We start from the raw sequence: 22,523 nt of genomic DNA on the forward strand, positions 1-22,523 counted from the left end.
AAATGACGTCGAACACCTATGTGCCCAGCGCGACACGCTATGCGGAGATGACCTATAATTATTGCGGCAACAGCGGTCTGAAACTGCCCGCGATCTCGCTTGGGCTGTGGCATAATTTTGGTGCTGACCGGCCTCATCAGTTGAAACAACAACTTTGTCGAACGGCATTTGACCTGGGGATCACGCATTTTGATCTGGCCAACAATTATGGCCCGCCTGCGGGCAGCGCTGAAGAGGCGTTTGGTGAAATCCTGAAAAATGATTTTGCCGGTTACAGGGATGAATTGGTGATCTCGTCCAAAGCCGGATATGACATGTGGCCAGGCCCTTACGGCGAATGGGGCAGCCGGAAATACCTTATCGCGTCCTGTGACCAAAGCCTTTGGCGGATGGGTCTTGATTATGTGGATATCTTCTATTCGCATCGGTTTGATCCGAACACGCCGCTCGAGGAAACCATGGGCGCGCTGGATCAGATCGTACGCTCTGGCAAGGCGCTTTATGTGGGGATTTCGTCCTATAATTCCCAACGCACGCGCGAGGCTGCGGCGATCTTGAAGGACCTTGGCACGCCCTGCATCATTCATCAGCCCAGCTACAACATGATTAACCGGTGGGTTGAGACGGACGGGCTGAAGGCCACGCTGCAAGAGTTGGGGATCGGGTCGATCGCGTTCACCCCTCTGGCGCAGGGGATGTTGACCGGCAAGTATCTGAGCGGCGTGCCCGAAGGCAGCCGAGCAACCGAAGACAAATCACTGAACCCCGATCTGCTGACCGAAAGCACGATCGAGAACCTGCGCAATCTGGATGCGATTGCCAAGAGGCGCGGTCAGACGCTGGCGCAGATGGCGATTGCCTGGGTGTTGCGCGATGGCGGGATCACCACGGCGTTGATCGGTGCATCCCGCAGTGAACAGATCGTCGACTGCGTCGGGGCGCTGAACAATATTGAATTCACGGCCGATGAACTGGCCGAAATCGACCGCTATTCTCAGAATGGCGAGGTCAACCTTTGGGCTCAATCCTCGGACAGCTAAGTCCAAACGCCGGATCAGAAAAGGACCGAACATGAACGAACCCGTTATCGGATTCATTGGCGTTGGGCTGATGGGTCATGGCATGGCCAAAAACATTGTCGAAAAAGGATACCCCCTTGTGGTGATGGGGCATCGCAACCGACAACCCGTCGAAGATCTTGTGCAGCGTGGTGCGACCGAAGTCACCTCGGCGCGTGAAATGGCCGAAGCCTGCGACATCATCCATTTGTGCGTCTCGGGCAGCCCGCAGGTCGAACAGCTGATCCGTGGCGAAAACGGTATCCTGGCCTCGGGCAAACAAGGGTTGGTGGTTGTTGATTGTTCGACATCGGATCCCGTGTCGACCTTGCAACTTGTGCAAGAGCTGCGGGCTGCGGGCATGGATCTTGCAGACGCACCTTTGGGCCGAACTCCGAAAGAGGCCGAGGCCGGAACGCTGGATACAATGGTCGGCGCATCGCCCGAAACCTTGGCGCGCATCAAACCGGTACTGGAATGTTGGGCCGGTCTGGTCGTGCACATGGGTGAGGTCGGGATGGGTCACAAGATGAAGCTGGTCAACAACTTCGTCGCCATGGGCTATGCTGTTCTGTATTCCGAGGCGCTGGCCGTTGCCCGCAAGGCTGGGCTGACCGTTGAACAGGTGGATTCTGTTCTGCGTCCCAGCCGCCTGTCCAACGGGTTCTACGATACATTCATGAAATGGACGCTCGAAGGGGACGAAAACGCCCATCGCTTTGCCATCACGAACGCGCATAAAGACATGCGATATGTCGCGAACCTGGCCAATAGTATCGGCGCGGTCACGCCGGTACAGGCGACTCTGCGTAACGCGTTTGCGGCGATGGAGGCTGCAGGTCGGGGTGATGACTATGTACCCATGCTGGCTGATTTCGTTGCGGAAACCAATGGTCTGATCACGGACAAGTCCAAAGCTTAGGGCTGTACGCGCGGTTGTGGCGCATTCCACCTGTCAGGCAACGCCCTTATCCCGGTTCTCAACGGGATAGGGGACAAACATGGACAGCAACCCCCAACAGGAAGATGGATCACTGAAGCGGCCTCTGGCTGTTGCATTTGTGATTGGCATCGCTTTGGCGATCATTCTGTCCGTTTTTCTGTATATGTCCCGTGAAACCGGGAACCGGATAGGTGACATGCGAATGGCATGGCAGGACTATTCGGTCGAGACCACACCGCGTGGCTACTGGATATCGGACATTCGCGAAGACTTTGGCTATGGCGGACTGATCCACAACTTCAAGAATTATGTGCTGCGCAATGACCCCGATTTGGGTCCACGCCTGCGACGGCAGTCCCAAAGTCTGCTGGATACCATCGCAGCCTATCGCGCCTCGGACCCATCCCCCACTGAATTGGAAGCGTTAGCGCAGATCGAAGCGGTGGCCATGGAATACACTGGCAATATCCCTTTGATCGAGGAGGGTATCGGCGCAGGCCTGAGCGCAGAGCAGATCGATGCATTGGTGCGTGTGGATGACCGCGACGCCCTGGCGGCGTTGCAGACCCTTGAAACCCTGTGGGTGCAAGAGCGCGACCGCAGTCTGTCCAGTATGGTGCGCGCGTTCTCGGACGGAGAACGTCTGGTCCGAAATTTCTCGTTTCTGCTGGTGGGGTTGATCGTTTTGGTGGGCGTGATCGCGATCCTGACCACTTTGCTGATCGCCAATATCTTGCGCACCAACCGTCGCCTAAAGGCCGAACTTGCCTTGCGTGAACAAGTGGAACTGGCCGAGCGCAAACTGGCGCGGGCGGTTGAACAAAGCCCGGCCTCGATCATCATCACCGACACCGACCTGAGGATTGAATACGCCAATCGCAAGTTCTTTGACCTCAGCGGGTACGGTCCGCACGAGGTCTATGGCCATTCGCCCAAAATGCTGCAATCGGGGCATTCGGGGCAGGGGGTCTATAGCGACCTGAAGGCCAAACTGAAAAGCGGCCAAAGCTGGTACGGTGTGTTTCGCAACCTGCGCAAAGACGGGACGCATTACTGGGTTTCGACCGCGATTTTCCCGCTGGTCGATCAGAATGGCAGCATCACCCACTATATCGGTATCGGCGAGGACATGACCGAATCCCGCCGCACGCGCGAGCAATTCGCTCAGGTCCAGAAGATGGAGGCTGTGGGCATTCTGGCCGGTTCGGTCGCGCACGACTTCAACAACGTGCTGATGAGCGTGATCGGAAATGCCGAGCTGATCGAGTTGGACGCCGAGGACAACGAGGACATTCAGACCTCGGTCAACCATATTCGTATCGCGGCACGTCGCGCTCAGGCGCTTGTGCGCAAGATGCTGACCTTTGCCCGCCAGCGGCCTCGAAATCCGCAACGCGGCGATATGGTCAAAGCCACGCAAGAGGCGTTGGACCTGATCAAGGTTGCCGCGCCTCCCAGCGTGAAGACCCGCTTTGACATCGACATTGAACAGGCTTTTGCTGAATTCGACGGTACATTGTTTTTTCAGACCCTGCTGAACCTGTGCCACAACGCGTTCGAAGCCATCGGCGATCACCCGGGCGACGTTGTGTTGCGCATCAGTCAGGCCGAGGATGAATCCCTTGACGATCTGCCGGACGATGCGATTGGGGTGATCCGACTGGATGTAACCGATGACGGGCCGGGGATGACGCCCGAGGTGCAAGAGAAGATATTCGAACCCTTTTTTTCTACCAAACCGGTCGGGAAAGGCACCGGTCTGGGTATGGCGATCGTCCGCAACAGCGTCGAGGAATGCCGCGGGCGGGTCGAACTGTCCTCGACGCCGGGCAAGGGGACCCGGTTCAGCCTGTTCTATCCCATGATGCCGATTCTGAGTGGGCAACAGCAGCAAGAGGCCCGCGCCGTCACCGGGGACGAACACATCCTGCTGGTCGATGACGATGAGAACATTCTATATGTCACGCGCCGGTTGCTGACGCGATATGGCTACCGGGTCGAGGCCTATTCGCAACCAATGCGCGCGTTGGACGCCTTTCGGGCGGCGCCCGACAGCTATGATGTGATCGTGTCAGATTTGATGATGCCAGAGCTTATGGGCACTGACCTTATCGCCTCGGTCCAGGCCGTCCGACCGGATGTTCCTACGATTCTTGTCAGTAGTTATTTCGATGATGCAGACAGTCCGGCTGAAAGCGATCAAACGGTACGGGTGCAAAAACCGTATGATGTTCAAAGTCTTGCACGTATTATCCGGAGCCTTATGGCCTAGGGTCTCGTTACATTTCTTCACAACTCTTCACACTCTTTAATCCATTTCAAATTCTGGTGACACATCTGCCCCCTAAGGTTCGCTCAGCCGGTCCTCGGCCAAACCGAGTGATCGGAATAGCGATAAAGGGGCTTTTAGATGATGACCAAAGCCAGAACATGGTTCTCGGCGCTGTCGACAGTTTCGCTGCTGACGATGAGCGCTGCGTTCCCGGTTCACCAGGCCCAGGCGGATGAGCCGGGCCCGGTAGAAGCCATAGAGTTCGACCCAGCCAAGGCGGCCCTTGGCAAACGACTTTTCTTTGATCCGCGACTGTCCGGCGACGCTGCGCTGTCCTGTTCCAGTTGCCACCAGCCGGAAAACGGGTTCACCGACGGACAGGCCCTGTCGGACGCCTATACGGGCAACCTGCATTTCCGCAACGTGCCGACGCTGATCAACAGCGCCAAGCGCGAGGCATGGTTCCATGACGGGCGGATAGGCACCAACCTGAATGACGTGACCCGCGAAAGCATCACCGAGACCTATTCCATGAACATGGATATGCGTCTGATGCAGGAACGCATCAAGCAGGACCCGGTCTATGTCGAGATGTTCGAAGCTGCCGGGTTTGGCGAGCCTTCTAATGGCGGCGTCCGTAACGCGATCCCGGAATATCTGAAAACGCTGATCTCGCGCGGCGCGCCCTTCGACACTGGAGAGATGTCGGACGAGGCCAAGGCGGGGTATGAGCTGTTCAACGCCAGCGGCTGTAATTCGTGCCACTCGGGCGAACGGTTCACCGATGACCTGCCGCACAATATCGGCGTCGGTGACAACCCTGACATCTGGGCGGACCCGACCCGTCACATCACCTTCGTGACGATGATGAAGTTCCTCGGCGTCGAGAACTACATGAACCTGCGCGCCGACCCCGGAGCGTATATCCGCACCCACACTGCCGACACGTTCGGCACCTTCATGACCCCCACGCTGCGCGAGCTGACCTATACCGCGCCGTATATGCACAACGGCACGATGGAAACGCTCGAAGATGTGGTGGCCTTCTACAACGCCGGTGGCGGTGACGATGAAAACAAGGATCCGCGCATCAAGCCGCTGAACCTTTCCGAGACCGAACAAGCGCGGCTGGTGGCCTTCCTTAAGGCTCTGTCAGGCGAGCCGCTGACCGGGCCCGAATTCGTCGCCGAAGAGATCGATACGGACTATGCGCCGATCGAAAACTGGCGCGAAACGACAAACTGAGGAGTGGACCCATGAAAGACCTTAAGTCTTACCTTTCAGGCACAATCGCCACCGCTGCCTTGTTTGCCGCCATCGGTTCGCAAGCGTTCGCTGCGGACAGTATCGCGATTGAGGCCGGTATCGGCGGCGCAGACCCCGACCCCGATGCGCCGCTGGTGGCGCTGGGCGAACCGCCCATCCCGCTGGATAACCCGCAGACCGAGGCCAAGGTCGAACTGGGCAAGATGCTGTTCTTCGATCCTCGGCTGGGCGGAAACGAGACAACGCCGTGTTCGGCCTGTCACCTGCCCGATGTGGGCTGGGACGTCGAAGCGCCGATCTCGTTCGGTTATCCCGGCACGACTCACTGGCGCAACAGCCAGACCATCGTGAACTCGGCGTACTACGGCAAACTGTTCTGGGCGGGATCAAGTAAGAGCCTTGAAAGCCAGGCCAAATCCGCTGCAGGCGGTGCAGTCGCCGGCAACGGCGAGGCCGACATGATGGAGGCCCGCCTGGCCTTTGTGCCCGAATATGTCGAACGCTTTAACGATGTCTTCGGCGATCAATGGCCGCGCATCAGCAACGCATGGCGCGCAATCGCTGCGTTTGAACGCACCATCGTTCAGACCGACACGCCCTTCGACAACTACCTGCGCGGGGATGATGCGGCGCTGACCGACGAGCAGAAACGCGGGCTGGAGCTGTTTGCCGGCAAGGCGCAATGTTCCGAATGCCACAACGGCGCGCTGCTGTCGGATGAGAAGTACTACAACACCGGCGTTCCACCTTATAGCGGCTGGGAAGATGACGGTCTGGCGCAAGTGACCTTCCGGTATGAGCTCTATGCCAAAGGCTCGACCGAGGATTTCTATCGCCACACCAAAGACGACCCCGGTTTCTATTTCCGCACCAAGGAAAAGGCCGATCTGGGCAAGTTCCGCACGCCAAGCCTGCGCTACACCCTCTACACCGAACCCTACATGCATAACGGCATGTTGGAGACGCTCGAGGACGTGGTTGAATTCTACAACCAGGGCGGTGGCGAGAATGAATTCGCAGCAACCAAATCCGATCTGATCCAGCCGCTTGGCCTGAACGATCAGGAAAAGGCGGATCTGGTGGCCTTCCTGATATCCCTGTCCGGTGACGAGATCTTGGTCGAAGAGCCCGATCTGCCGGATTACCAGCCGCTTTCTGCGGTTGCAGCAGAGGAGTAAGCGTCATGAAAGATCATAACGCAACCGGATGCAGCTGTTCTGGCGAGGCCAAGAAGGCCTGCACCGTGAACCGCCGCCAGTTCCTGTTCGCCTCGGGCGCAACAACCTTTGCCGTGATGGTGGCCATGCCCACTCGCCACGGCCAGGCTGAACAGGTTCCTGCCCTTGTGTCCACCTATCCGCGCAAGCTGATCGGCAAACTGTCCGAGCTGGAACAGGATGTCCCGGTCGAGTTCTACTACCCCGATGAGGGAGATTATTCGGACTCGATCCTTGTGAAAACCGGAGTGGAAAGCGGCGGTGGCATCGGTCCGCAAAAGGACGTTGTGGCCTTCAACCTCACCTGCACCCACCAGGGCGGGTCGATGTATGACAGCTACAAACCCGAACATAAGGTGCTGGGCCCGTGCCCGCTGCACCTGTCCACCTATGACGTGACACGGCATGGCATCCTCGTTTCGGGGCAAGCCTATCAGTCGCTGCCGCAGGTCCTTTTGGAACTGGACGGTGATGACATCTACGCCGTCGGCATGTTCGGCCTGATCTACGGCCGCTACGACAACCTGATTGCATAAGGGAAGGGGATACTCACATGGCAACCCCGTATTACGTACCCGAAACCAACGTCCCGCTGCCGCCCAAAGGCGCCGAGGTCATCTCGACCGCCTGCGACTACTGCATCGTGGCCTGTGGTTACAAAGTCTACCGCTGGCCCGTGACGGCCAAACCCGGTGGCCCCACCGCGGACGAAAATGCATTTGGCGAGGATTTCCCCGTTGCACCGCTGGGTGCATGGGTCGCGCCGAACCAGCACAATATCGTTCTGCACAAAGGTCAGCCGCACCACGTGGTGATCATCCCGGACAAGGACACGCAATACGTCAACACCGACGGCGACAGCTCCTTGCGGGGCGGGTGTATTGCGCAGAAATGCTATAACCCGCAGACACCGACACGTGACCGTCTGAAGACACCGCTGATGCGGATCTACGGCACGCTGATGCCGGTTCCGTGGGATCTGGCGCTGGATGTGGCGGCTGAGGTAGGCAACCACGTCATCGCCAAGCACGGCACCAATGCCTATGGCGTGAAAACCTTCAGCTATCAGTATATCGAGAACACCTATGCGATCTCGAAATACGCGCTGCGTCATATCAACACCGCCAACTTCACCTTCCACGACACGCCGTCCGACGTGACCTCAACCCCCGGCTTCCGGGATGCGGGTTTCGACAACTTCGGCCCGTCCTACGAAGACTGGCGCGATGCAGAGACCCTGCTGGTCTGCGGTACCGACCCGTATGAGACCAAGACCATCCTCTATACCCAGTGGATGATGAAGGGGATGCAGAACGGTCAGAAAGAGATCTATCTGATCCCGCGCAGCTCGGCCGGTGTGGCCCATGCGGTCAAGATGGGTGGCCTGCATATCGACGTTCTGCCCGGTACCGACCTGCTGGTCGTCAACGCCATTGCCCGTGTGATCGTGGAAAATGGCTGGGAAGACAGCGACTGGATCAAGAAATGGGTCAACAACAAGTGGGAAAGCTCGTCCGGCTTCGGTCAGGGCACCCGGAACACGCCATGGCAGTGGCGCACGACCTGGGGCAAGTTCCAGACCAAAGGCTTTGAGGACTGGAAAGAGTGGCTGCTGTCGCAGGACGAGTTCGCGCCCGAGACCGCTGCCGAAATGGCCGAAATCGACGTGCAGAAAATCTATACTGCCGCCGAATGGTTGGCCAAACCCAAGGCAGATGGCACACGACCCAAAACCTCGGTCATGATCGAGAAAGGGTTCTACTGGTCCAACAACACCGGCAACACACAAGCGATTTCCGCGCTGGGTATCATCTGTGGCTGTGGCGGTCGTCCGGGTCAGGTCATTGGCCGGGCCGGTGGTCACCAGCGGGGTGGCGTGAAGGGCGGGAAGTACCCGCGCAACAAATCGCCCGAGAAACTGCCCGGTCGCCGTCGCCGCGCCATGGATACCGACCGGTATCTGATCGCAGGTCATACCCGCATGGCCCATGTGATCGGTACCACCTGGATCCAGTCCATGTGCGGCAGCCAGCAACTGGCCGACAAGTTCGAGGAACTGACCGTCCGCAACCCGCACCAGATCGCCTCTTTCGACAAGCAAGAGATGATCGATACGCTGAAGGCCCGCGCCGACAGCGGCGGTATGGTGGTGATCAACCAGGACATCTATCTGCAGGACCCGATCGGCAACCGCTATGCCGACATCGTGTTCCCCGCAGCGACCTGGGGTGAGGAAGATTTCCTGCGCGCAAACGGCGAACGCCGCTTGCGTCTGTACCAGAAGTTCTATGATGCTCCCGGTGCGGCGAAACCTGACTGGTGGATCATTGCGCAACTGGCACAGCGGATGGGCTTTGACGGGTTCGACTGGCAGAACTCGAACGAGGTCGCGGAAGAGGCCGTGCGCTTTACCCGCGGGTCGCGCAAGGACTTCCACGCGGTTTATCGTCTGGCCAAGAAGGAAGGCAAAGGTCTGCACCAGAAGGTCCGTGAGTTTGGCACTGATGGGGTTCAATGCCCGGTCATGCTGGATGCCGATGGGGTCACGCTGATTGAGACCAAGCGTCTGCATGACACAACCCGCGAACTGCCCGATACCGGTGCGGCTGGTGCGGATGTGTTCAACAAGAAGCTGACGCATTTCAACAGTCAGACCGGCAAGTGCAACATCCAGAAATCGCCGTGGGGTCTGTTCTCGGACTATTGGGAATGGCTGAAACCCAACAAGGAAGAAGGCGAGTTGTGGGCGACCTCCGGTCGGATCAACGAACGCTGGCAGTCCGGTTTCGACGACCGCCGCCGCCCGTATATCGTGCAGCGCTGGCCGGAAAACTGGGTTGAGATTCACCCCGATGATGCGGCCGAGCGCGGCATCGAAAGCGGCGACTATGTGATGGTCTATTCGGAACGCGTTCCGGGCAACAAGACCACGCTGCTGGGTGTGGAAGGCGATGACTTCCAGTTCTCGAAACTGATGGAGAACGGGCATATCGAACTTACCAAAGCGGCGATCACCGCCGTGGCCATGGTCACGCCCGCCATCAAGAAAAGCGTGGTCTACATGGACTTCCTGCACATGCAGCAGCCCGCGAACGCGCTTGAGGGCCGGATCGTCGACTGGATCAGTGGCAACTACAACTACAAGATGGGCGTTGCCAAGCTGCGGAAACTGGGGCCGAGCCCCTACAAGACCTCGTTCCGCACGATGTCCTTCGCACCGCGCGACATCGCCTGACGGCTTTCCGGGGGGCGGTCGCCATGCCGCCCCTCGGGTCTGGTCCCACTGCAGAAGGGACCATGGGCCGGGCGTCCCCGGCCTAACTGGAAGGCAGGTATCGGTTGGGAAATCTGCCTTCCACTTTCACCCAACCCCACCCAACCGCAAAACATGGCAGACCCGATATGAACATGCATTCCGATACCGCCCTGCGTGATGAGGCCACCAGCCTGTTCTCTGACTACGCAAAATCCGAATATGACGTGATCCGCCTGCGCGCCATTCAGGCCCTGAGTGCCATTGGCGCCGCCAATAGCCCGGCTTTGGTCGAAGCGCTGTTGGATGACGATGAAGACGTCCGGCAGGACGCCGCTCAAGCGCTGGGCGCCCTGGGCATTAAGGACGCAGCACCTCAACTGCTGGAAAACCTGATCCACGATCCGTGTGGCGAGGTAAAACTGGCCTGCGTCACCGCTCTGGCCGAGTTGAAATCCAAAGACGCTGCCCCCTATCTGCGCACACTCGTCACCGGGCGCGGCGAGGACATCACATGGGACGAGGACGAGCTACACCAGGACGAATGGGACGATTGGCTGGACACGCAGATCGCCTCGATCAAAGCGCTGGGCCGGATGGGCGATGTGGCGGCGATTGAACCCATCGTCATGGCCCTGATGGATGAAGGCGGGCAGGAACTGGGCGATGTAGCCTGCGAAGCGCTGGGCCGGATTGGTGAGGCATCAGTGCCGACGCTGGGCGTTTTCACCCAATCCTCGAACCGCCGCCTGCGCCATCGTGCCTTGCGGACGCTCGCCGCCATCGGTGGGGCCGAGGCCGAAGCGATCCTGCGCGAAGCCACCACCGACAAGGATGGGGCCGTGCGCCTGATCGCGTATGAAGCACTGATGACAAACGATGCCGCGCTGGTCGAACAGGCGCTGACCGATGCGGTAGAGGACATCCGTATTGCCGCGCTGAACCAAGCTGGGTTTTCGGAACCCGAGCTGCTGGACCGCATGATGCGCGACCCCGGTGCCAAGGTGCAACTGGCGCTGATTGAGCGGCTGGATCGCACAACGCCGATTGCCGACCAGGACGATCTGCGCTGGCAGGTGCTGGATTTCCTCGCCACCGGTCAACAGCCCGAAGTGTCCGCGCAGGCGCTGGGCCTGCTGGCGGCGCTGGCCCCGGAATTGGTGGCCGACCGGCTCAATTCGCTTTTCTCGGTCGATGCCGATGACCTCAAGGCCGAGCGCCTGCAATGGGCTATCGTCGATGCGCTGGCGAACTCGCCCCTTCGTGAGGCGACAGAATGGCTGCAACGCGCCTGCCGCGCGCCCTTCCGGTCAGTACGGTTGAAGGCCGTTGCATCGCTGGCGATGATCGTCACCGATACGGACCGTCCGCATGTGAACCAGCAACAAGGGCGCGAGTTGCTGCTGTCCTTTGCGCTGGCCCCGATGCCTGTGGCCGCAGAAGAGGAACCTGAAGAGACCCAGCCAACCGATATCGCCGCGCTGGAAGAGGCCGGGTTGGATGTGTCCGAGGGCGGCGAGAATGGCCCGACCTCAAGCCTTGGTGCGATTCTGGGACATGACGCGATTGCCGCCGAGATGACGCAGGAAGCGCAAGAGGATGAGGTGCAACCCCTGACTCCGCGCGAACAGGCGCTGCTGGCCAAGGCAACCCGTCATCCTAAGCGCCGCCGCGTGGCACTGGACGACGATGCCGATGCGCTGCAGCGTGAAACCCGCATGTCCGCCATCCGCCTGTTGGGCGAGGTCAAGGGAATGCAGGTTATGCTGGCGCAGATTGCGCAAGACCCGGAAACCGAAATCGCGCAGCAGGCTTTTGCCGCGCTGGGTGTAGCCGTCGCGCGCCATGGGGCGGAACTGGATCAGGGCCAGCTGGTCGACCTGATCACCAAGGGGTTGTCGCACACGGACTCCGCGCTTTCTCTGCAAGCATTGAAGCTGCTGCAACAGGCGGATCTGCCATCGCAAGACGCGCTGCGGGGCAAACTGCGCGCGATGCTAAAAACCGGTGATACGCCGTTCCGCATCGACGCGATGCATATCCTGACCCGATGGGACGGCACCCCGGATGTGGCACGCAGCCTGCTGGACGATGTCTCGGCCCCGGTGCGGCAGGCGGCTATGCGGCTGCTGTCGGAAACCGCGCCGGATCAGGCGGGGGCGGCCATCGTACCTTTCCTGCTGGCCAACCCCGAGCAGCGGATAGTGACCTATGTCAAGGACAGCACCCCTGCGATCGTGTCCATTGGCCGCGAACTGCTGGCCGAACTGCGCGACGAAGACCGCCGCGCGCAATGGCCAGTGATGATTAACGCATTGGCTGATCTGTTGGGGGAACCTGCACGGGCAGCCTGACTGCCCGGAGGGACAAATGAGCATTTCGCTGAAACTGGCTGCAGCGATACTGGCGGGCGCAATGGCCATTGCTCCCGCCCTTTATGCCGATGACCTTCCCGAGGTTGCCGTCGTTCACCAGATTATCGACCTGAATGCAGACACCCCGGCTCATGCGTTTCGATTCGAACCCAAGTTCCTGCAAGTGCCCGCTGGTTCCACGGTGCGGTTCAAGGGCTCGACCGGGCGGCACACGGTGACATCCATCCGTCCGATGATCCCCGAGGACGCACGCAGTTTCGAAATTCGCGGCAAGCCCGAGCTGGATCTGACCTTCGAGCATGAGGGTGTCTATGGCATTCGCTGCCGCGTTCATGGCCGGCACGGCATGGTTATGCTGCTGGTGGTGGGCGACCCCAACGCAAATCTCGAGAACGCCCGCGTCCACCTGCCCAATCTGGGCGAGGCGGAGCGCGCGGAGTTCGAGGAACTCTTTACATATCTGGAGGCTCAAAATGGCTGATGGCTGCGCCTGCGATCGGCAGGCTCATATGTTTCTGACGGTTTCCCAGGCCCTGACCAAGGGCCTGTCGGTGGCCGACCCGATCATCGAAACGGAAACCCTGCCGCTGATTGACGCTATTGGGCGGGTGCTGGCCGAGGATTGCACCAGCAAGGTGGATATGCCCGCTTTTGATAACTCGGCCATGGATGGCTATGCGGTCCGCACTGCCGATTTGGGCGATGGTCCGCTGTTTGAACTGCCCGTCGCGGGACGGATCGCTGCCGGGGATAGCGGCGCGCATGACGCTCTTGCGGGCAGTGCGCTGCGGATCTTCACGGGCGCGCCGGTCCCGCCGGATTTCGACGCCATTTTGATGCAGGAAGATTGTGATGTCACCGCCCAAGGCATTCGGTTCTCGCGTCGCCCCAAGCCCGGCCAGCACATCCGCCGTGTGGGCGAAGACCTGAAGGCTGGCGCCCCGATCCTGCGCCGTGGTTGTGAGATCACTGCGCGTGAGGCTGCCGCGCTGGCATCGTCCGGCTATGGCGAGGTCACGGTTTATCGCAAGCTGAAAGTCACGATCTTTTCCACCGGTAGCGAGCTGCAACAACCCGGCGAGGCGTTGGGACCGGGGCAGATCTACAACTCGAACCGCTATATGCTTCGGGCGCTGCTGGACAAGCCGTGGATCGCCCTGACCGACAAAGGCCCGGTCGAGGACAACCCCGCCAAGCTGGAACAGGTGCTGCGAAAGGCTTGCGACAGCTCTGATCTGATCATTACCACGGGCGGCGTATCGGTCGGAGATGAAGACCACATGCCGCGTCTGTTCGAGGCCATCGGCGGCAAGCCGGATGTGATGAAAGTGGCGATGAAACCGGGCAAGCCGATAATGTTCGGGCGGCGTGGGGATGCGCTCTATGTTGGGCTGCCGGGCAATCCGGTTTCGGCCTATGTCACATGGCAGATTGTTGGATCGCACATGATGGCGCGGCGCGCCGGTTTGCATCACGCGTCTCAGACCCCGGAACAAGCGGTTCTGTCCGAGCCACTGAGCCGCCGGGCCGGTCGTCAGGAATACCGCCCCGTTGTGATCGAGGGGGCAGAACCTGACGGAACACCGCGTCTGCGCCTGATGGCGGCGTCCTACAGCGGACGTGTTGCGCTGTTGGCGCAGTCGGATGGGCTGGCGGTGATCCCTGCGGAAACCGAAGCCTTGCCGCAGGGCCATAGCTTGTCTTTCCTGCGGTTCTGATGCCGGGGCAGAGCTCGTTCTTGCAAGTGTCGGGGGGCTGCGGCTACAACAGTTCCGCGCCAGCCCACTTTGCCCGCCCGGACTCGAATATGGTTCAAGAACATATCCTTGTGGTCGATGACGACCCGCAGATCACGTCTTTTCTGCAGCGCTACCTTGAAAAGCAGGGCTGCGCAGTCACGTGCGTGGCCGATGGCGATGCGATGGATGCTGTTCTGGCCCGGGCCGAGGTTGATCTGATCCTGCTGGATATCGGATTGCCTGGCCGCAACGGGTTCGACATCACGCGCGAGTTGCGGATGAACTCGAACATTCCAATCATCGTGGTCTCCGGCCGGGATGAGATTTTCGACCGGGTCGTCGGGCTGGAATTTGGGGCGGATGACTACATCACCAAACCGTTCGAGGCGCGCGAGGTTCTGGCCCGCATCCGTACCGTTCTGCGTCGGTCAAAACCTGACGACAAGCCCACCAACGGTTCCGAGTCCCAAACGATCACCTTCGGGGACTGGGTGCTGAACGTGAACGAGCGGACCCTGACCGCGTCCGGCGCGCCCGAGGCCACACCACTGACCACCACCGAATTCGAGGTGCTGTTGGCCTTTGTCACCAATCCTCATGTGGTGTTCTCGCGCGATCAGCTGCTGGACAAGGCGCGCGGGCGAGACATCGTCGTCGGAGACCGGACCATCGACGTCCATATCATGCGTCTGCGAAAGAAAATCGAAGCTGATCCCGCCGCGCCGGCCTTTATCAAGACCGTTCACGGGATCGGCTATTGTTTTGCCGCAAATGTCCGGAAAACCAGCGCCTAGTGCAGGTTTTTGTACATGAACGTTGTGGGTTCCAGCCGGGCATCGAACGGGTTGCGGCAATAGTTCGGAATCTCGCCGGCGATCTGGAAACCAAGGCTTTGATACAGTCGCAGCGACGGGTCTGAACTGCGCGTGTCCAGAACCAACACATTGCGCCCGAGTTGAGCAGCGCGCTCTTCCAAGGCGGCCATCAAAGCGCGGCCCAGCCCTTGGCGGCGGGCATTTGGATGCACCAGCAGTTTAGCGACATCTGCCCGGTGCGGTTGGTTCGGCATTTTGGCCGGGATCAGTTGAACCGTCCCCAAGACATGCTGGGCGTTGCGGACCACAAATAGATCCAGCTCGTTCTCGGCAACACCGGACCATACATGGTTTAGCCAATAGGCGCGTGCTTGTTCAGGCGGAAAGGGCAGGATGAATCCTACGCTGGCACCGTCATGCACACAGGCCTGCAGAATACCCGCCAAATCGTCCAATGCGCCGTCCAGATCCGATGAGGTCAAACGTTCGATCATATCAGCACCAACAAGTAACGCGCACCGCGCTTGGATGAGGTTTCAAACCGGGTCGAACCGGAAAGGTGATAGCGCAGGCAATCTCCGGCCGTCAGGTCGTGCGCCACGCCGTCCACTGTTAGCGTCAAAGCGCCGTCCAGCATGATCAGATGGTGTTCCTGTCCCGGCTTCGGGGGTGCGTCATAGGTGATAACTGTCGAAGACGGCAGGTGCCCCTCCATGACCTCACCGCTCAAACCGGTGGCCGGGGGCGAAACCGACCGGCGCGTGAACCCGGTTTCAGGGTCGCGCCATTCAGGTTGACGTTCCAAGGGAACCCGTGGTGCAAAGCTGTCTTCCACCATCATCAACAGGCGCGACATGGGCAAGCCGTAGGCGGCACACAACCGGCCGAGCGTTTCCGCGGTCGGGCTCACGCCCCCCTTTTCGAGCCGGGATAAAGTGGCGCGGCTGACAGAGCTGCGTTCTGCCAATTGGTCCAAGGACCAACCGCGCATCAGGCGCAGCTCGTTTAATCGGTTGGCAAGGCGGTTCGATAGATCATCCAACATTTATCAAATATGAGAATCATTTCCTTTTATGAGATTATTGGCGATTTTTATTCCAATACAACAAAAAAGAGCGCGGAAAACCGCGCCCTTTCCCGTTGTCTGGTCTAGAGGATTATTGCCAGCCAACTTCGTTGAAGATTTTTTGTGCTTCGGGGATGTTCTTGGCAACTTCGGACAGGTTCACTGTATCCGCTTTGAACTCACCCAGCGAAGCAACGTTTTCTGCCAGTGCGACACCTTCGACGGCGGGGAATTCATCATTGCCGTTCGAGAAGTAGACCTGTGCCTGTTCGCCTGCGAGGTATTCAAGGAATTTCACTGCGTTCTCTTTGTTCGGCGCATGGGCTGCGATGCCCGCACCTGACAGGTTCATATGGGCGCCTTCCGCGTCTTGTGCGGGAAACTGAATGCCGATCATGTCGATATCCGCGCTCAGGCCCTTCACGTCTTTACGCAGTGCGCGGGCGAAGTAGTAAGAGTTGGAAACGGCAATTTCGCATTCACCCGAGACGATCCCGCGCAGCTGATCGGTGTCACCGCCCTGCGGGTCACGTGCCATGTTGGCGACAACGCCTTCGGCCCAGGTTTTCGCGGCCTCGGCACCATGGTTGGTGATGATCGCAGCAAGCAGCGTTTGGTTATAGGTGTTGCTGGACGACCGGATGCAGACCAAACCTTTGTATTCCGGCTTGGCCAGATCCAGATAGTTGGCCGGCGGGTTCGCGACGTCGGCTTTGTCAAAGAAGATAATTCGCGCGCGTTGTGAGAAACCGTACCACTGGTTGTCTTCGTCCTGCAGGTTGGCAGGGATACGCTCTTCCAGAACCGCGCTGTCGATCGCTTGCAGGATGCCTGCATTCTTGGCGCGGGCAAGGCGAGAAGTATCGACGGTCAGCAGAATGTCGGCAGGTGAGTTCGCACCTTCGGCTTCCATTCGGGCGATCAGCTCATCGGCCTTGCCTTCGATACGGTTGATGGTGATGCCAGTGGCCTCTTCAAAATCCGAATAAAGGCGTTCGTCGGTGTCATAATGGCGCGAGGAATAGAGGTTCAGCTCGCCCTCAGCCGCGGCAGAGGTCGCAATAAGGGCCGTCAGAGCGGCAGCAATACAAGTGGAGGATTTCAGCATCATGTGTCCCAACTTTGAATGTCGTGGCGGGTAATAACCCGACTGATTTGGTCAATTAAACGATTCTGGCGGGGATGCAAGAAAAACTGACAAAATTAGTTGGTCAAAATGGTCGCTGCTGGAAAGGCGCAACGCACTGACCTTGACGTGGGGAACCTCCGAAAGGCGTTAAGGGTGCCTACGTTGCAAAACAGCGGCCAGAATAATAGCCCATCCGAGTATACCCTGCCCGTGTGCGCTGAGGTTTTTCTGGTGTGAAAAAAGCAAAATTTCAAAGGGGATAAGGGCGTCTTTGGGTGGCCAGATGACCCATTGCAGCGGCAAATCCGGAATGATCATGCGATAATACATGTAGTAAACCTGCGGCGAGGCCGACACAAACACCCAGAAAAGGATCAGCGCCCCCAGAAACCTTGCCCATATCGGCAAACGTCTCAGGCAGCGCCGTGCCAAAAGCACCATCATCAGAAACAGAGTGAGGCTGATGAAGACAAGCCCGACCTGTCCCCAAGCGGACAGATCAAAAAAGGAATCCTGACTGTACATTTTCGCCCTCCGCAAAGCCGGGCAAAAAAGAAACCCGCCTACGCATGCAGGCGGATTTCAAATAGCGCAAGGCGAGATTTAGCTGAGTGGCGCGACGGCCAGAATCACAGTGAATTTCTCACAATAGATATACAGCTCGTTGTATTTGGAAACGTCGATGCCGGAAGGGATCTTGAATGAGGCTTCGCCCTTTTTCACGGTCAGCTTGTCGTGAATCTTGGAGCCCTTCGCGTATTTCTCGCCGTTGCCAAAGCCGATTTTGATATCTGGCGGGTTCTTGCTGGGGTCGAAGACATAATCGCTTTTGAGCGTGACGGTGTCGCCGGAAACGGAAACCGTCCCCTTCACCTTATAGCCGCTGCGGCCGGAAAGGCTGCCGGTGCGTTCCTTGCCTGCGGCAAATACAGAAGGTGTTCCCAGTGTCAGAGCGGCTGCGGAAGCAAGCCCCAGCTGTACGAATTGGCGGCGTTTGATTGTCATAGCGAATTCCCTATCTCATTCTGCGACTGCAGGATGCTGCGCAGACAAAGGGGGCGCTGCCAACTCACATCGCGTCAAGGGAATGTGAGTATCTGAAACATGCAAGCGACCAGCCAAGCGGGAAATCAACGCAACATGCGATTTGAAAACAAAAAAACCGCACCCAACCGGCGCGGTTTCCCTGAATTCGATTTGTGCAGTTCTTAGCCCTGGCGAGCTTTGAACTTGCGCTGCGTCTTGTTGATCACGTAGACGCGGCCTTTGCGACGCACAATCCGGCAATCACGGTGCCGGTTCTTGAGCGAGCGGAGCGAGTTCTTGACCTTCATGGGTCTGTCTCCAATCTGCGGCGCCTTCATCAAAGACGTGGCCAGCGCCTGGGTTAATCGGGTGTCCCGGAGCCCCGGAACAGTGAAATCATGGTGGGCGGTACAAGGATCGAACTTGTGACCCCTTCGATGTCAACGAAGTGCTCTACCGCTGAGCTAACCGCCCACTTTACCTTTGCGTGCCCTGCCCCATAACGAAATGGGGCGCGGAACCCCGCGCCGGTAGCGGGGTCTATAAAAGGAGTCGCAAAGGGGTTCAAGGGGTTTGGTATAACTATTTTCCGGTCTATGTTCAGACCGAACCAAGGAGCCACCATGCCGAACGCCGCCTATGTATTGGATATGCCTGCCAAGCGCACGTCTTGTGTGGTCTTTGCTTCCCCGCATAGCGGCCGGAACTACCCTCAGGAGCTGATGGAGCGAACCATTCTTAGCCGCGACGTGATTCGATCCTCTGAGGATGCGTTCGTGGATCAGTTGTTCGCACCCGCTTCGGATTTTGGAGCGCCGCTGATTTCTGCGACAAAGCCAAGGGCTTATCTGGATCTTAACCGCAGTGCCGAGGAGTTGGATCCGGCGCTTGTGGAAGGCGCGCGTCGACAGGGGCACAATCCGCGCGTGTCCTCGGGGCTTGGCGTAATCCCCCGTGTGGTTGCGAATGGTCGCGCGATTTATCGCGGTAAGCTAACAATGGACGAGGCGCGGCTGCGCATCGATACCTGCTGGCGGCCATATCACACGCGACTCAAGGCATTGTTGGCCGAATCGCACAAGGCGTTCGGGCAGGCGATCCTTGTGGATTGCCATTCGATGCCGCACGAAGCTGTGGCCATGGCCGGCACCGCAAATTCGCGCCCTCAGATTGTGTTAGGGGACCGGTTTGGCGCCGCAGCCTCTGGCGAAGTCGTGGACCGTATCGAAGCCGCTTTTGTGGCCGCTGGTCTGACAGTGGCGCGAAACGCACCGTTTGCTGGGGCGTATGTGACGCAGACCTATGGTCGACCCGCGCGCGATCAGCACGCGGTGCAGATCGAAATAGACCGTTCGCTTTACATGGACGAAGCGCGGATTGAGCCAAACGGGAATTTCACCGCCTTTCGCGAGCTGTTGCGGCAGGTCATTGGCGAAATTACGTTGATCGGTGAAGAGCCTCTGCGCCTTGCGGCCGAATAAGATCAGCGCAAAGATCGCCCCTTCAAGATAGCATCATGTCCGAATCTGCGACGGATTTCATCCGTGGCGCGTTCGGCCTGCGACCGCTGCGCTGCGCCGGGGTCCAGCAAGTCGCCCGTGATATCGGCCTGATCCTCAGGGCACAAATCCGACAAACCGCAGCCAAGCAAGCGATAGGGTCCCTGATCTCCGACCTGATCGAACAAACTGCGGGCCGTGCGGTAAATGCGATCGGCAATCTGCGTCGCATCACGTAACGACACACGGCGGGTGATAATCTTGTGATTGGCTTTCTTCAGCTTGAGGGTCACGACCCTGCCAGCCAGACTTTTGGCCTTGGCACGATCCGCCACCTTTTCGGACATGCGCCACAGATGACCATCAAGTATGTCAGGGCTGGCCGTGTCTTCGAAAAAGGTAGTTTCATTACTGATGGACTTCATTGGTTCATGGGCAGAGACGCGGCGCTTGTCCTGTCCTCGGGCCAGATGCCACAACCGATACCCCATCGCGCCGAATCTGGCTGTCAGGGCCTCCTGATCCCAGCGCAACAGGTCCGAGAACGTACGAATCCCTGCGCGCTCGAGCGATTCTTGTGCAGCTGGTCCGATGCCCCAGATCAGCCGGACGGGCTTGTCGTGCAGAAACGAAGCGGTCTCGGCCTCGCCGATTACGGAAAAGCCACGTGGTTTGTCGAGGTCGGATGCGACCTTGGCGAGGAACTTGTTATGTGAAAGCCCGATTGAACCAGTCACGCCCAGCTCATCCTTCATCCGTTTCACAAGGCGCGCCAGCATCACTGCGGGTGGTGCACTGTGCAGTCGCTGGGTGCCGGACAGGTCCATGAAAGCCTCGTCCAATGACAAAGGTTCGACGACTGGGGTCAACTCGTCCATCATCGCCCGAATCTGACGCGAGACTTCTGCATAGACCGATATGCGGGGTTTGATGACCACAGCATCGGGGCACAGTTGCAGGGCTTTGAACATGGGCATCGCTGAACGCACTCCGCGAATACGCGCCACATAGCAGGCCGTCGACACGACGCCGCGTTTCCCGCCGCCAATAATGACGGGTTTGTCGGCAAGTTCAGGGTTGTCGCGTTTCTCGACCGAAGCGTAGAACGCATCGCAGTCCATATGCGCGATGGTCAGGTCAAACAGTTCAGGATGCGTCTTGATGCGCGGACTACCGCAGGCAGGGCAGCGGCGGTCGTCCGTCACAGTGGTCGGGCAGTCTCGGCACAGACCGGGCATGCGGTGTTCCCGTCTCTCATTCGATCAATTCGCGGGGTTTGAATATACCACCCAATTGGTCAAGAAAAACCCCGCCGCGTGGTTGTTTGATGCAAAAGAAGACCCCCCGCGCGTTGCGGGGGGAGGTGACGGACCTCAGGAAGAGACGGTCCGCGGGGAGTATCACAGGACCAGATTCGCTGAAAATCAGAGGTTTCGATAGGATCGAGTTCACACAAGGAAAACAGGCAGTTTTCATGTGTGTTTTCGGGCACAGGGACGATTTGGCGCGGTTTTCATTAAAAGTTACGTAAGGTCAACTGTTTGACTGACAGAAACCGGGCTTTTCCGCGGTTTCTGACGTCCGCGATTAGTGCCGTGTCAAGGAATTTAACTCGGCAAGAACCGCCTCGGCGGCGGCTTTCGGGTCGTCAGATTGATAGATTGGGCGGCCGACCACGATGTGATCCGCACCGTCACCGATCGCGGTCGCTGGGGTGGCGACGCGTTTTTGATCGCCAAGCGCAGCACCTGCCGGGCGCACACCTGGGGTCACAATCAGGCGACCTTCGGCCTGTGGTAAGGCCCGGATCAGCGCGGCCTCTTGCGGGCTGGCGATGACACCATCTGCCCCGGCCTCAAGCGCCTTTGCCGCGCGTTCGACGACCAGTTCCTGCACGTCGCCATCCTTCAACAGGCTGGCATCCAGATCATCGCGGTTCAGCGAGGTCAGAATGGTTACTGCGAGGATCTTCAGATCCTTGCCCGAGGCACCCTCTTTCGCAGCGCGCACTACGTGGGGGTCGCCATGGACGGTCAGGAAATCCAGATCGAACTGCGCCAGCCCACGTACCGCGTTTTCGACGGTATTGCCGATGTCGAACAGTTTCATATCCAAAAAGATGCGTTTTCCGTGATCCTGTTTCAGCTCATTGGCCAGTGCCAGCCCGCCGCCTGTAAGCATACCCAAACCAATCTTGTAGAAAGAGACGCTGTCGCCCAGCCTTTCGGCCATGGCCAAACCCTGCAGGGCGTTGGGTACATCTAGGGCTACGATAAGGCGATCGTCGGACATGGGGGCGCTCCGTTTTTGGCAAACGTCTGCGTCCTAGCGGGTTTGCAAGGTTCTGTCCATGTGGGACGAGTAGGTGATTCAGTTCACGGCAGAATTTACCAGATGTGGTATAATGTGCGCGGATTGAAGGAATGGAATTCAAAGTGAAACAGTTTGCACCCGCCGTAATCATCGTATTGCTGACAGGATGTCAGGATATGCCATTGGAAACCGAGGCCGCTGACACGGTCGTAAGGACCCCCACAAACGACAACCTGCGGCTTTTTAGAGGCTATCGTTCGACCGATGATGATTGTCAGATCACAGGTGAGACTGCGTTTACAATTGATTTTCTGGATGATGCCGCTGATCTGGTATCTTGTCCAACAGGTGGTGAAGCGGCGCAATCTCTGGTCCAGATGTATGGCGCGCGAGAAGTGGCTGAAACCGGGGGATACACTGTCTATTCGGTTCCGCGCAGGTAGGGCGGAAATAGCGTTTCGACCTCTTGAACCGGGACAGATATTTCCCAGATTGAATGTGAGGCCCAGATCAGAAGCGTGCCGCCAAGCGGGCGCATCGACACAGGGCGCT

21 protein-coding genes and 1 tRNA gene are annotated in these 22,523 nt (G+C 58.7%); 13 read left to right on the forward strand and 9 right to left on the reverse strand.

The window, feature by feature from the left end; translation table 11 throughout:
- The first annotated feature begins 2 nt into the window (after positions 1 to 2).
- From mgrA to GOW48_RS16280, 11 genes are all read left to right on the forward strand, one after another.
- Positions 3 to 1,040 (forward strand): L-glyceraldehyde 3-phosphate reductase, encoded by a 1,038-nt coding sequence (gene mgrA / locus GOW48_RS16230; protein ID WP_170755258.1) that lies wholly within the window; start codon positions 3 to 5, stop codon positions 1,038 to 1,040.
- A complete protein-coding gene (locus GOW48_RS16235) occupies positions 1,000 to 1,980 on the forward strand; it encodes an NAD(P)-dependent oxidoreductase (RefSeq protein WP_170755259.1) in 981 nt (326 codons plus the stop codon). Before mgrA ends, GOW48_RS16235 begins: the two co-directional genes overlap by 41 nt.
- A gap of 79 nt (positions 1,981 to 2,059) precedes the next feature.
- Entirely contained in the window at positions 2,060 to 4,273 is a 2,214-nt protein-coding gene (locus GOW48_RS16240) for an ATP-binding protein (protein WP_170755260.1), read from the forward strand.
- A 138-nt stretch (positions 4,274 to 4,411) separates the two neighbouring features.
- On the forward strand, positions 4,412 to 5,518 hold the full coding sequence (locus tag GOW48_RS16245; RefSeq protein WP_234899494.1) for a cytochrome-c peroxidase: 1,107 nt from the start codon (positions 4,412 to 4,414) through the stop codon (positions 5,516 to 5,518).
- 11 nt (positions 5,519 to 5,529) lie between these two features.
- On the forward strand, positions 5,530 to 6,717 hold the full coding sequence (locus tag GOW48_RS16250) for a cytochrome-c peroxidase (protein ID WP_170755261.1): 1,188 nt from the start codon (positions 5,530 to 5,532) through the stop codon (positions 6,715 to 6,717).
- Between the two features lie 5 nt (positions 6,718 to 6,722).
- Positions 6,723 to 7,292 carry an arsenate reductase (azurin) small subunit gene (locus tag GOW48_RS16255; RefSeq protein ID WP_170724694.1) on the forward strand — a complete coding sequence of 190 codons (570 nt, stop codon included), beginning with the start codon at positions 6,723 to 6,725 and terminating at the stop codon, positions 7,290 to 7,292.
- 17 nt (positions 7,293 to 7,309) lie between these two features.
- The gene (locus GOW48_RS16260; RefSeq protein ID WP_170755262.1) at positions 7,310 to 9,991 is read left to right on the forward strand and encodes an arsenate reductase (azurin) large subunit; all 2,682 of its coding nucleotides are present in this window, start codon (positions 7,310 to 7,312) and stop codon (positions 9,989 to 9,991) included.
- Between the two features lie 167 nt (positions 9,992 to 10,158).
- Positions 10,159 to 12,363: a HEAT repeat domain-containing protein gene (locus GOW48_RS16265; RefSeq protein ID WP_170768153.1), complete on the forward strand. Its 2,205-nt coding sequence runs from the start codon at positions 10,159 to 10,161 to the stop codon at positions 12,361 to 12,363.
- 16 nt (positions 12,364 to 12,379) lie between these two features.
- Positions 12,380 to 12,865 carry a plastocyanin/azurin family copper-binding protein gene (locus GOW48_RS16270; protein ID WP_170755264.1) on the forward strand — a complete coding sequence of 162 codons (486 nt, stop codon included), beginning with the start codon at positions 12,380 to 12,382 and terminating at the stop codon, positions 12,863 to 12,865.
- Positions 12,858 to 14,102: a molybdopterin molybdotransferase MoeA gene (locus GOW48_RS16275; protein WP_170755265.1), complete on the forward strand. Its 1,245-nt coding sequence runs from the start codon at positions 12,858 to 12,860 to the stop codon at positions 14,100 to 14,102. Before GOW48_RS16270 ends, GOW48_RS16275 begins: the two co-directional genes overlap by 8 nt.
- A gap of 89 nt (positions 14,103 to 14,191) precedes the next feature.
- Positions 14,192 to 14,917 (forward strand): response regulator, encoded by a 726-nt coding sequence (locus GOW48_RS16280; RefSeq protein WP_170755266.1) that lies wholly within the window; start codon positions 14,192 to 14,194, stop codon positions 14,915 to 14,917.
- On the opposite strand, the gene GOW48_RS16285 is transcribed toward GOW48_RS16280, so the two are convergent.
- The 7 genes from GOW48_RS16285 to GOW48_RS16315 all read right to left on the reverse strand — a co-directional run bounded on the left by GOW48_RS16285 (position 14,914) and on the right by GOW48_RS16315 (position 18,633).
- Positions 14,914 to 15,432, reverse strand: coding sequence for a GNAT family N-acetyltransferase (locus tag GOW48_RS16285; protein ID WP_170755267.1), 519 nt, complete (start codon positions 15,430 to 15,432; stop codon positions 14,914 to 14,916). The genes GOW48_RS16280 and GOW48_RS16285 overlap by 4 nt on opposite strands.
- A complete protein-coding gene (locus GOW48_RS16290) occupies positions 15,429 to 15,983 on the reverse strand; it encodes a helix-turn-helix domain-containing protein (protein WP_170755268.1) in 555 nt (184 codons plus the stop codon). The genes GOW48_RS16285 and GOW48_RS16290 overlap by 4 nt, the downstream gene beginning before the upstream one ends.
- Before the next feature lie 112 nt (positions 15,984 to 16,095).
- Positions 16,096 to 17,112: a Fe(3+) ABC transporter substrate-binding protein gene (locus tag GOW48_RS16295; protein ID WP_170755269.1), complete on the reverse strand. Its 1,017-nt coding sequence runs from the start codon at positions 17,110 to 17,112 to the stop codon at positions 16,096 to 16,098.
- Between the two features lie 168 nt (positions 17,113 to 17,280).
- On the reverse strand, positions 17,281 to 17,658 hold the full coding sequence (locus GOW48_RS16300; protein ID WP_170755270.1) for a hypothetical protein: 378 nt from the start codon (positions 17,656 to 17,658) through the stop codon (positions 17,281 to 17,283).
- A 78-nt stretch (positions 17,659 to 17,736) separates the two neighbouring features.
- On the reverse strand, positions 17,737 to 18,138 hold the full coding sequence (locus GOW48_RS16305; protein ID WP_170356035.1) for a DM13 domain-containing protein: 402 nt from the start codon (positions 18,136 to 18,138) through the stop codon (positions 17,737 to 17,739).
- A gap of 203 nt (positions 18,139 to 18,341) precedes the next feature.
- Positions 18,342 to 18,467, reverse strand: a complete 126-nt coding sequence (gene ykgO / locus GOW48_RS16310; protein WP_008755722.1) for a type B 50S ribosomal protein L36 — start codon at positions 18,465 to 18,467, stop codon at positions 18,342 to 18,344.
- A gap of 91 nt (positions 18,468 to 18,558) precedes the next feature.
- Positions 18,559 to 18,633, reverse strand: a tRNA-Val gene (locus tag GOW48_RS16315).
- 149 nt (positions 18,634 to 18,782) lie between these two features.
- Between GOW48_RS16315 and GOW48_RS16320 the strand changes: the two genes are divergently transcribed.
- On the forward strand, positions 18,783 to 19,640 hold the full coding sequence (locus tag GOW48_RS16320; RefSeq protein ID WP_170755271.1) for an N-formylglutamate amidohydrolase: 858 nt from the start codon (positions 18,783 to 18,785) through the stop codon (positions 19,638 to 19,640).
- Between the two features lie 2 nt (positions 19,641 to 19,642).
- Here the strand turns inward: GOW48_RS16320 and GOW48_RS16325 are convergent, their stop codons facing one another.
- The gene (locus GOW48_RS16325) at positions 19,643 to 20,896 is read right to left on the reverse strand and encodes a DNA polymerase IV (protein ID WP_170755272.1); all 1,254 of its coding nucleotides are present in this window, start codon (positions 20,894 to 20,896) and stop codon (positions 19,643 to 19,645) included.
- Between the two features lie 349 nt (positions 20,897 to 21,245).
- Entirely contained in the window at positions 21,246 to 21,950 is a 705-nt protein-coding gene (pyrF, locus tag GOW48_RS16330; protein ID WP_170356038.1) for an orotidine-5'-phosphate decarboxylase, read from the reverse strand.
- Positions 21,951 to 22,081: 131 nt separating this feature from the next.
- Between pyrF and GOW48_RS16335 the strand changes: the two genes are divergently transcribed.
- Positions 22,082 to 22,414, forward strand: coding sequence for a hypothetical protein (locus GOW48_RS16335; RefSeq protein ID WP_174821686.1), 333 nt, complete (start codon positions 22,082 to 22,084; stop codon positions 22,412 to 22,414).
- The last annotated feature ends 109 nt before the right edge of the window (positions 22,415 to 22,523 follow it).

Source organism: Ruegeria lacuscaerulensis (assembly GCF_013033355.1).
In the GTDB taxonomy this organism is placed as follows: domain Bacteria; phylum Pseudomonadota; class Alphaproteobacteria; order Rhodobacterales; family Rhodobacteraceae; genus Ruegeria; species Ruegeria lacuscaerulensis_A.

Excerpts from the sequence above, each read along its gene's own strand:
- GOW48_RS16235 (WP_170755259.1), top strand. The coding sequence starts at position 1,000 with ATGGCGAGGTCAACCTTTGGGCTCAATCCTCGGACAGCTAAGTCCAAA.
- GOW48_RS16240 (WP_170755260.1), top strand. The coding sequence starts at position 2,060 with ATGGACAGCAACCCCCAACAGGAAGATGGATCACTGAAGCGGCCTCTG.
- GOW48_RS16300 (WP_170755270.1), bottom strand. The coding sequence starts at position 17,658 with ATGTACAGTCAGGATTCCTTTTTTGATCTGTCCGCTTGGGGACAGGTC.
- GOW48_RS16245 (WP_234899494.1), top strand. The coding sequence starts at position 4,412 with ATGATGACCAAAGCCAGAACATGGTTCTCGGCGCTGTCGACAGTTTCG.
- GOW48_RS16275 (WP_170755265.1), top strand. The coding sequence starts at position 12,858 with ATGGCTGATGGCTGCGCCTGCGATCGGCAGGCTCATATGTTTCTGACG.
- GOW48_RS16285 (WP_170755267.1), bottom strand. The coding sequence starts at position 15,432 with ATGATCGAACGTTTGACCTCATCGGATCTGGACGGCGCATTGGACGAT.
- GOW48_RS16290 (WP_170755268.1), bottom strand. The coding sequence starts at position 15,983 with ATGTTGGATGATCTATCGAACCGCCTTGCCAACCGATTAAACGAGCTG.
- GOW48_RS16295 (WP_170755269.1), bottom strand. The coding sequence starts at position 17,112 with ATGCTGAAATCCTCCACTTGTATTGCTGCCGCTCTGACGGCCCTTATT.
- GOW48_RS16325 (WP_170755272.1), bottom strand. The coding sequence starts at position 20,896 with ATGCCCGGTCTGTGCCGAGACTGCCCGACCACTGTGACGGACGACCGC.
- GOW48_RS16320 (WP_170755271.1), top strand. The coding sequence starts at position 18,783 with ATGCCGAACGCCGCCTATGTATTGGATATGCCTGCCAAGCGCACGTCT.
- GOW48_RS16305 (WP_170356035.1), bottom strand. The coding sequence starts at position 18,138 with ATGACAATCAAACGCCGCCAATTCGTACAGCTGGGGCTTGCTTCCGCA.
- GOW48_RS16265 (WP_170768153.1), top strand. The coding sequence starts at position 10,159 with ATGAACATGCATTCCGATACCGCCCTGCGTGATGAGGCCACCAGCCTG.
- GOW48_RS16255 (WP_170724694.1), top strand. The coding sequence starts at position 6,723 with ATGAAAGATCATAACGCAACCGGATGCAGCTGTTCTGGCGAGGCCAAG.
- ykgO (WP_008755722.1), bottom strand. The coding sequence starts at position 18,467 with ATGAAGGTCAAGAACTCGCTCCGCTCGCTCAAGAACCGGCACCGTGAT.
- mgrA (WP_170755258.1), top strand. The coding sequence starts at position 3 with ATGACGTCGAACACCTATGTGCCCAGCGCGACACGCTATGCGGAGATG.
- GOW48_RS16280 (WP_170755266.1), top strand. The coding sequence starts at position 14,192 with ATGGTTCAAGAACATATCCTTGTGGTCGATGACGACCCGCAGATCACG.
- GOW48_RS16250 (WP_170755261.1), top strand. The coding sequence starts at position 5,530 with ATGAAAGACCTTAAGTCTTACCTTTCAGGCACAATCGCCACCGCTGCC.
- GOW48_RS16270 (WP_170755264.1), top strand. The coding sequence starts at position 12,380 with ATGAGCATTTCGCTGAAACTGGCTGCAGCGATACTGGCGGGCGCAATG.
- pyrF (WP_170356038.1), bottom strand. The coding sequence starts at position 21,950 with ATGTCCGACGATCGCCTTATCGTAGCCCTAGATGTACCCAACGCCCTG.
- GOW48_RS16335 (WP_174821686.1), top strand. The coding sequence starts at position 22,082 with ATGGAATTCAAAGTGAAACAGTTTGCACCCGCCGTAATCATCGTATTG.
- GOW48_RS16260 (WP_170755262.1), top strand. The coding sequence starts at position 7,310 with ATGGCAACCCCGTATTACGTACCCGAAACCAACGTCCCGCTGCCGCCC.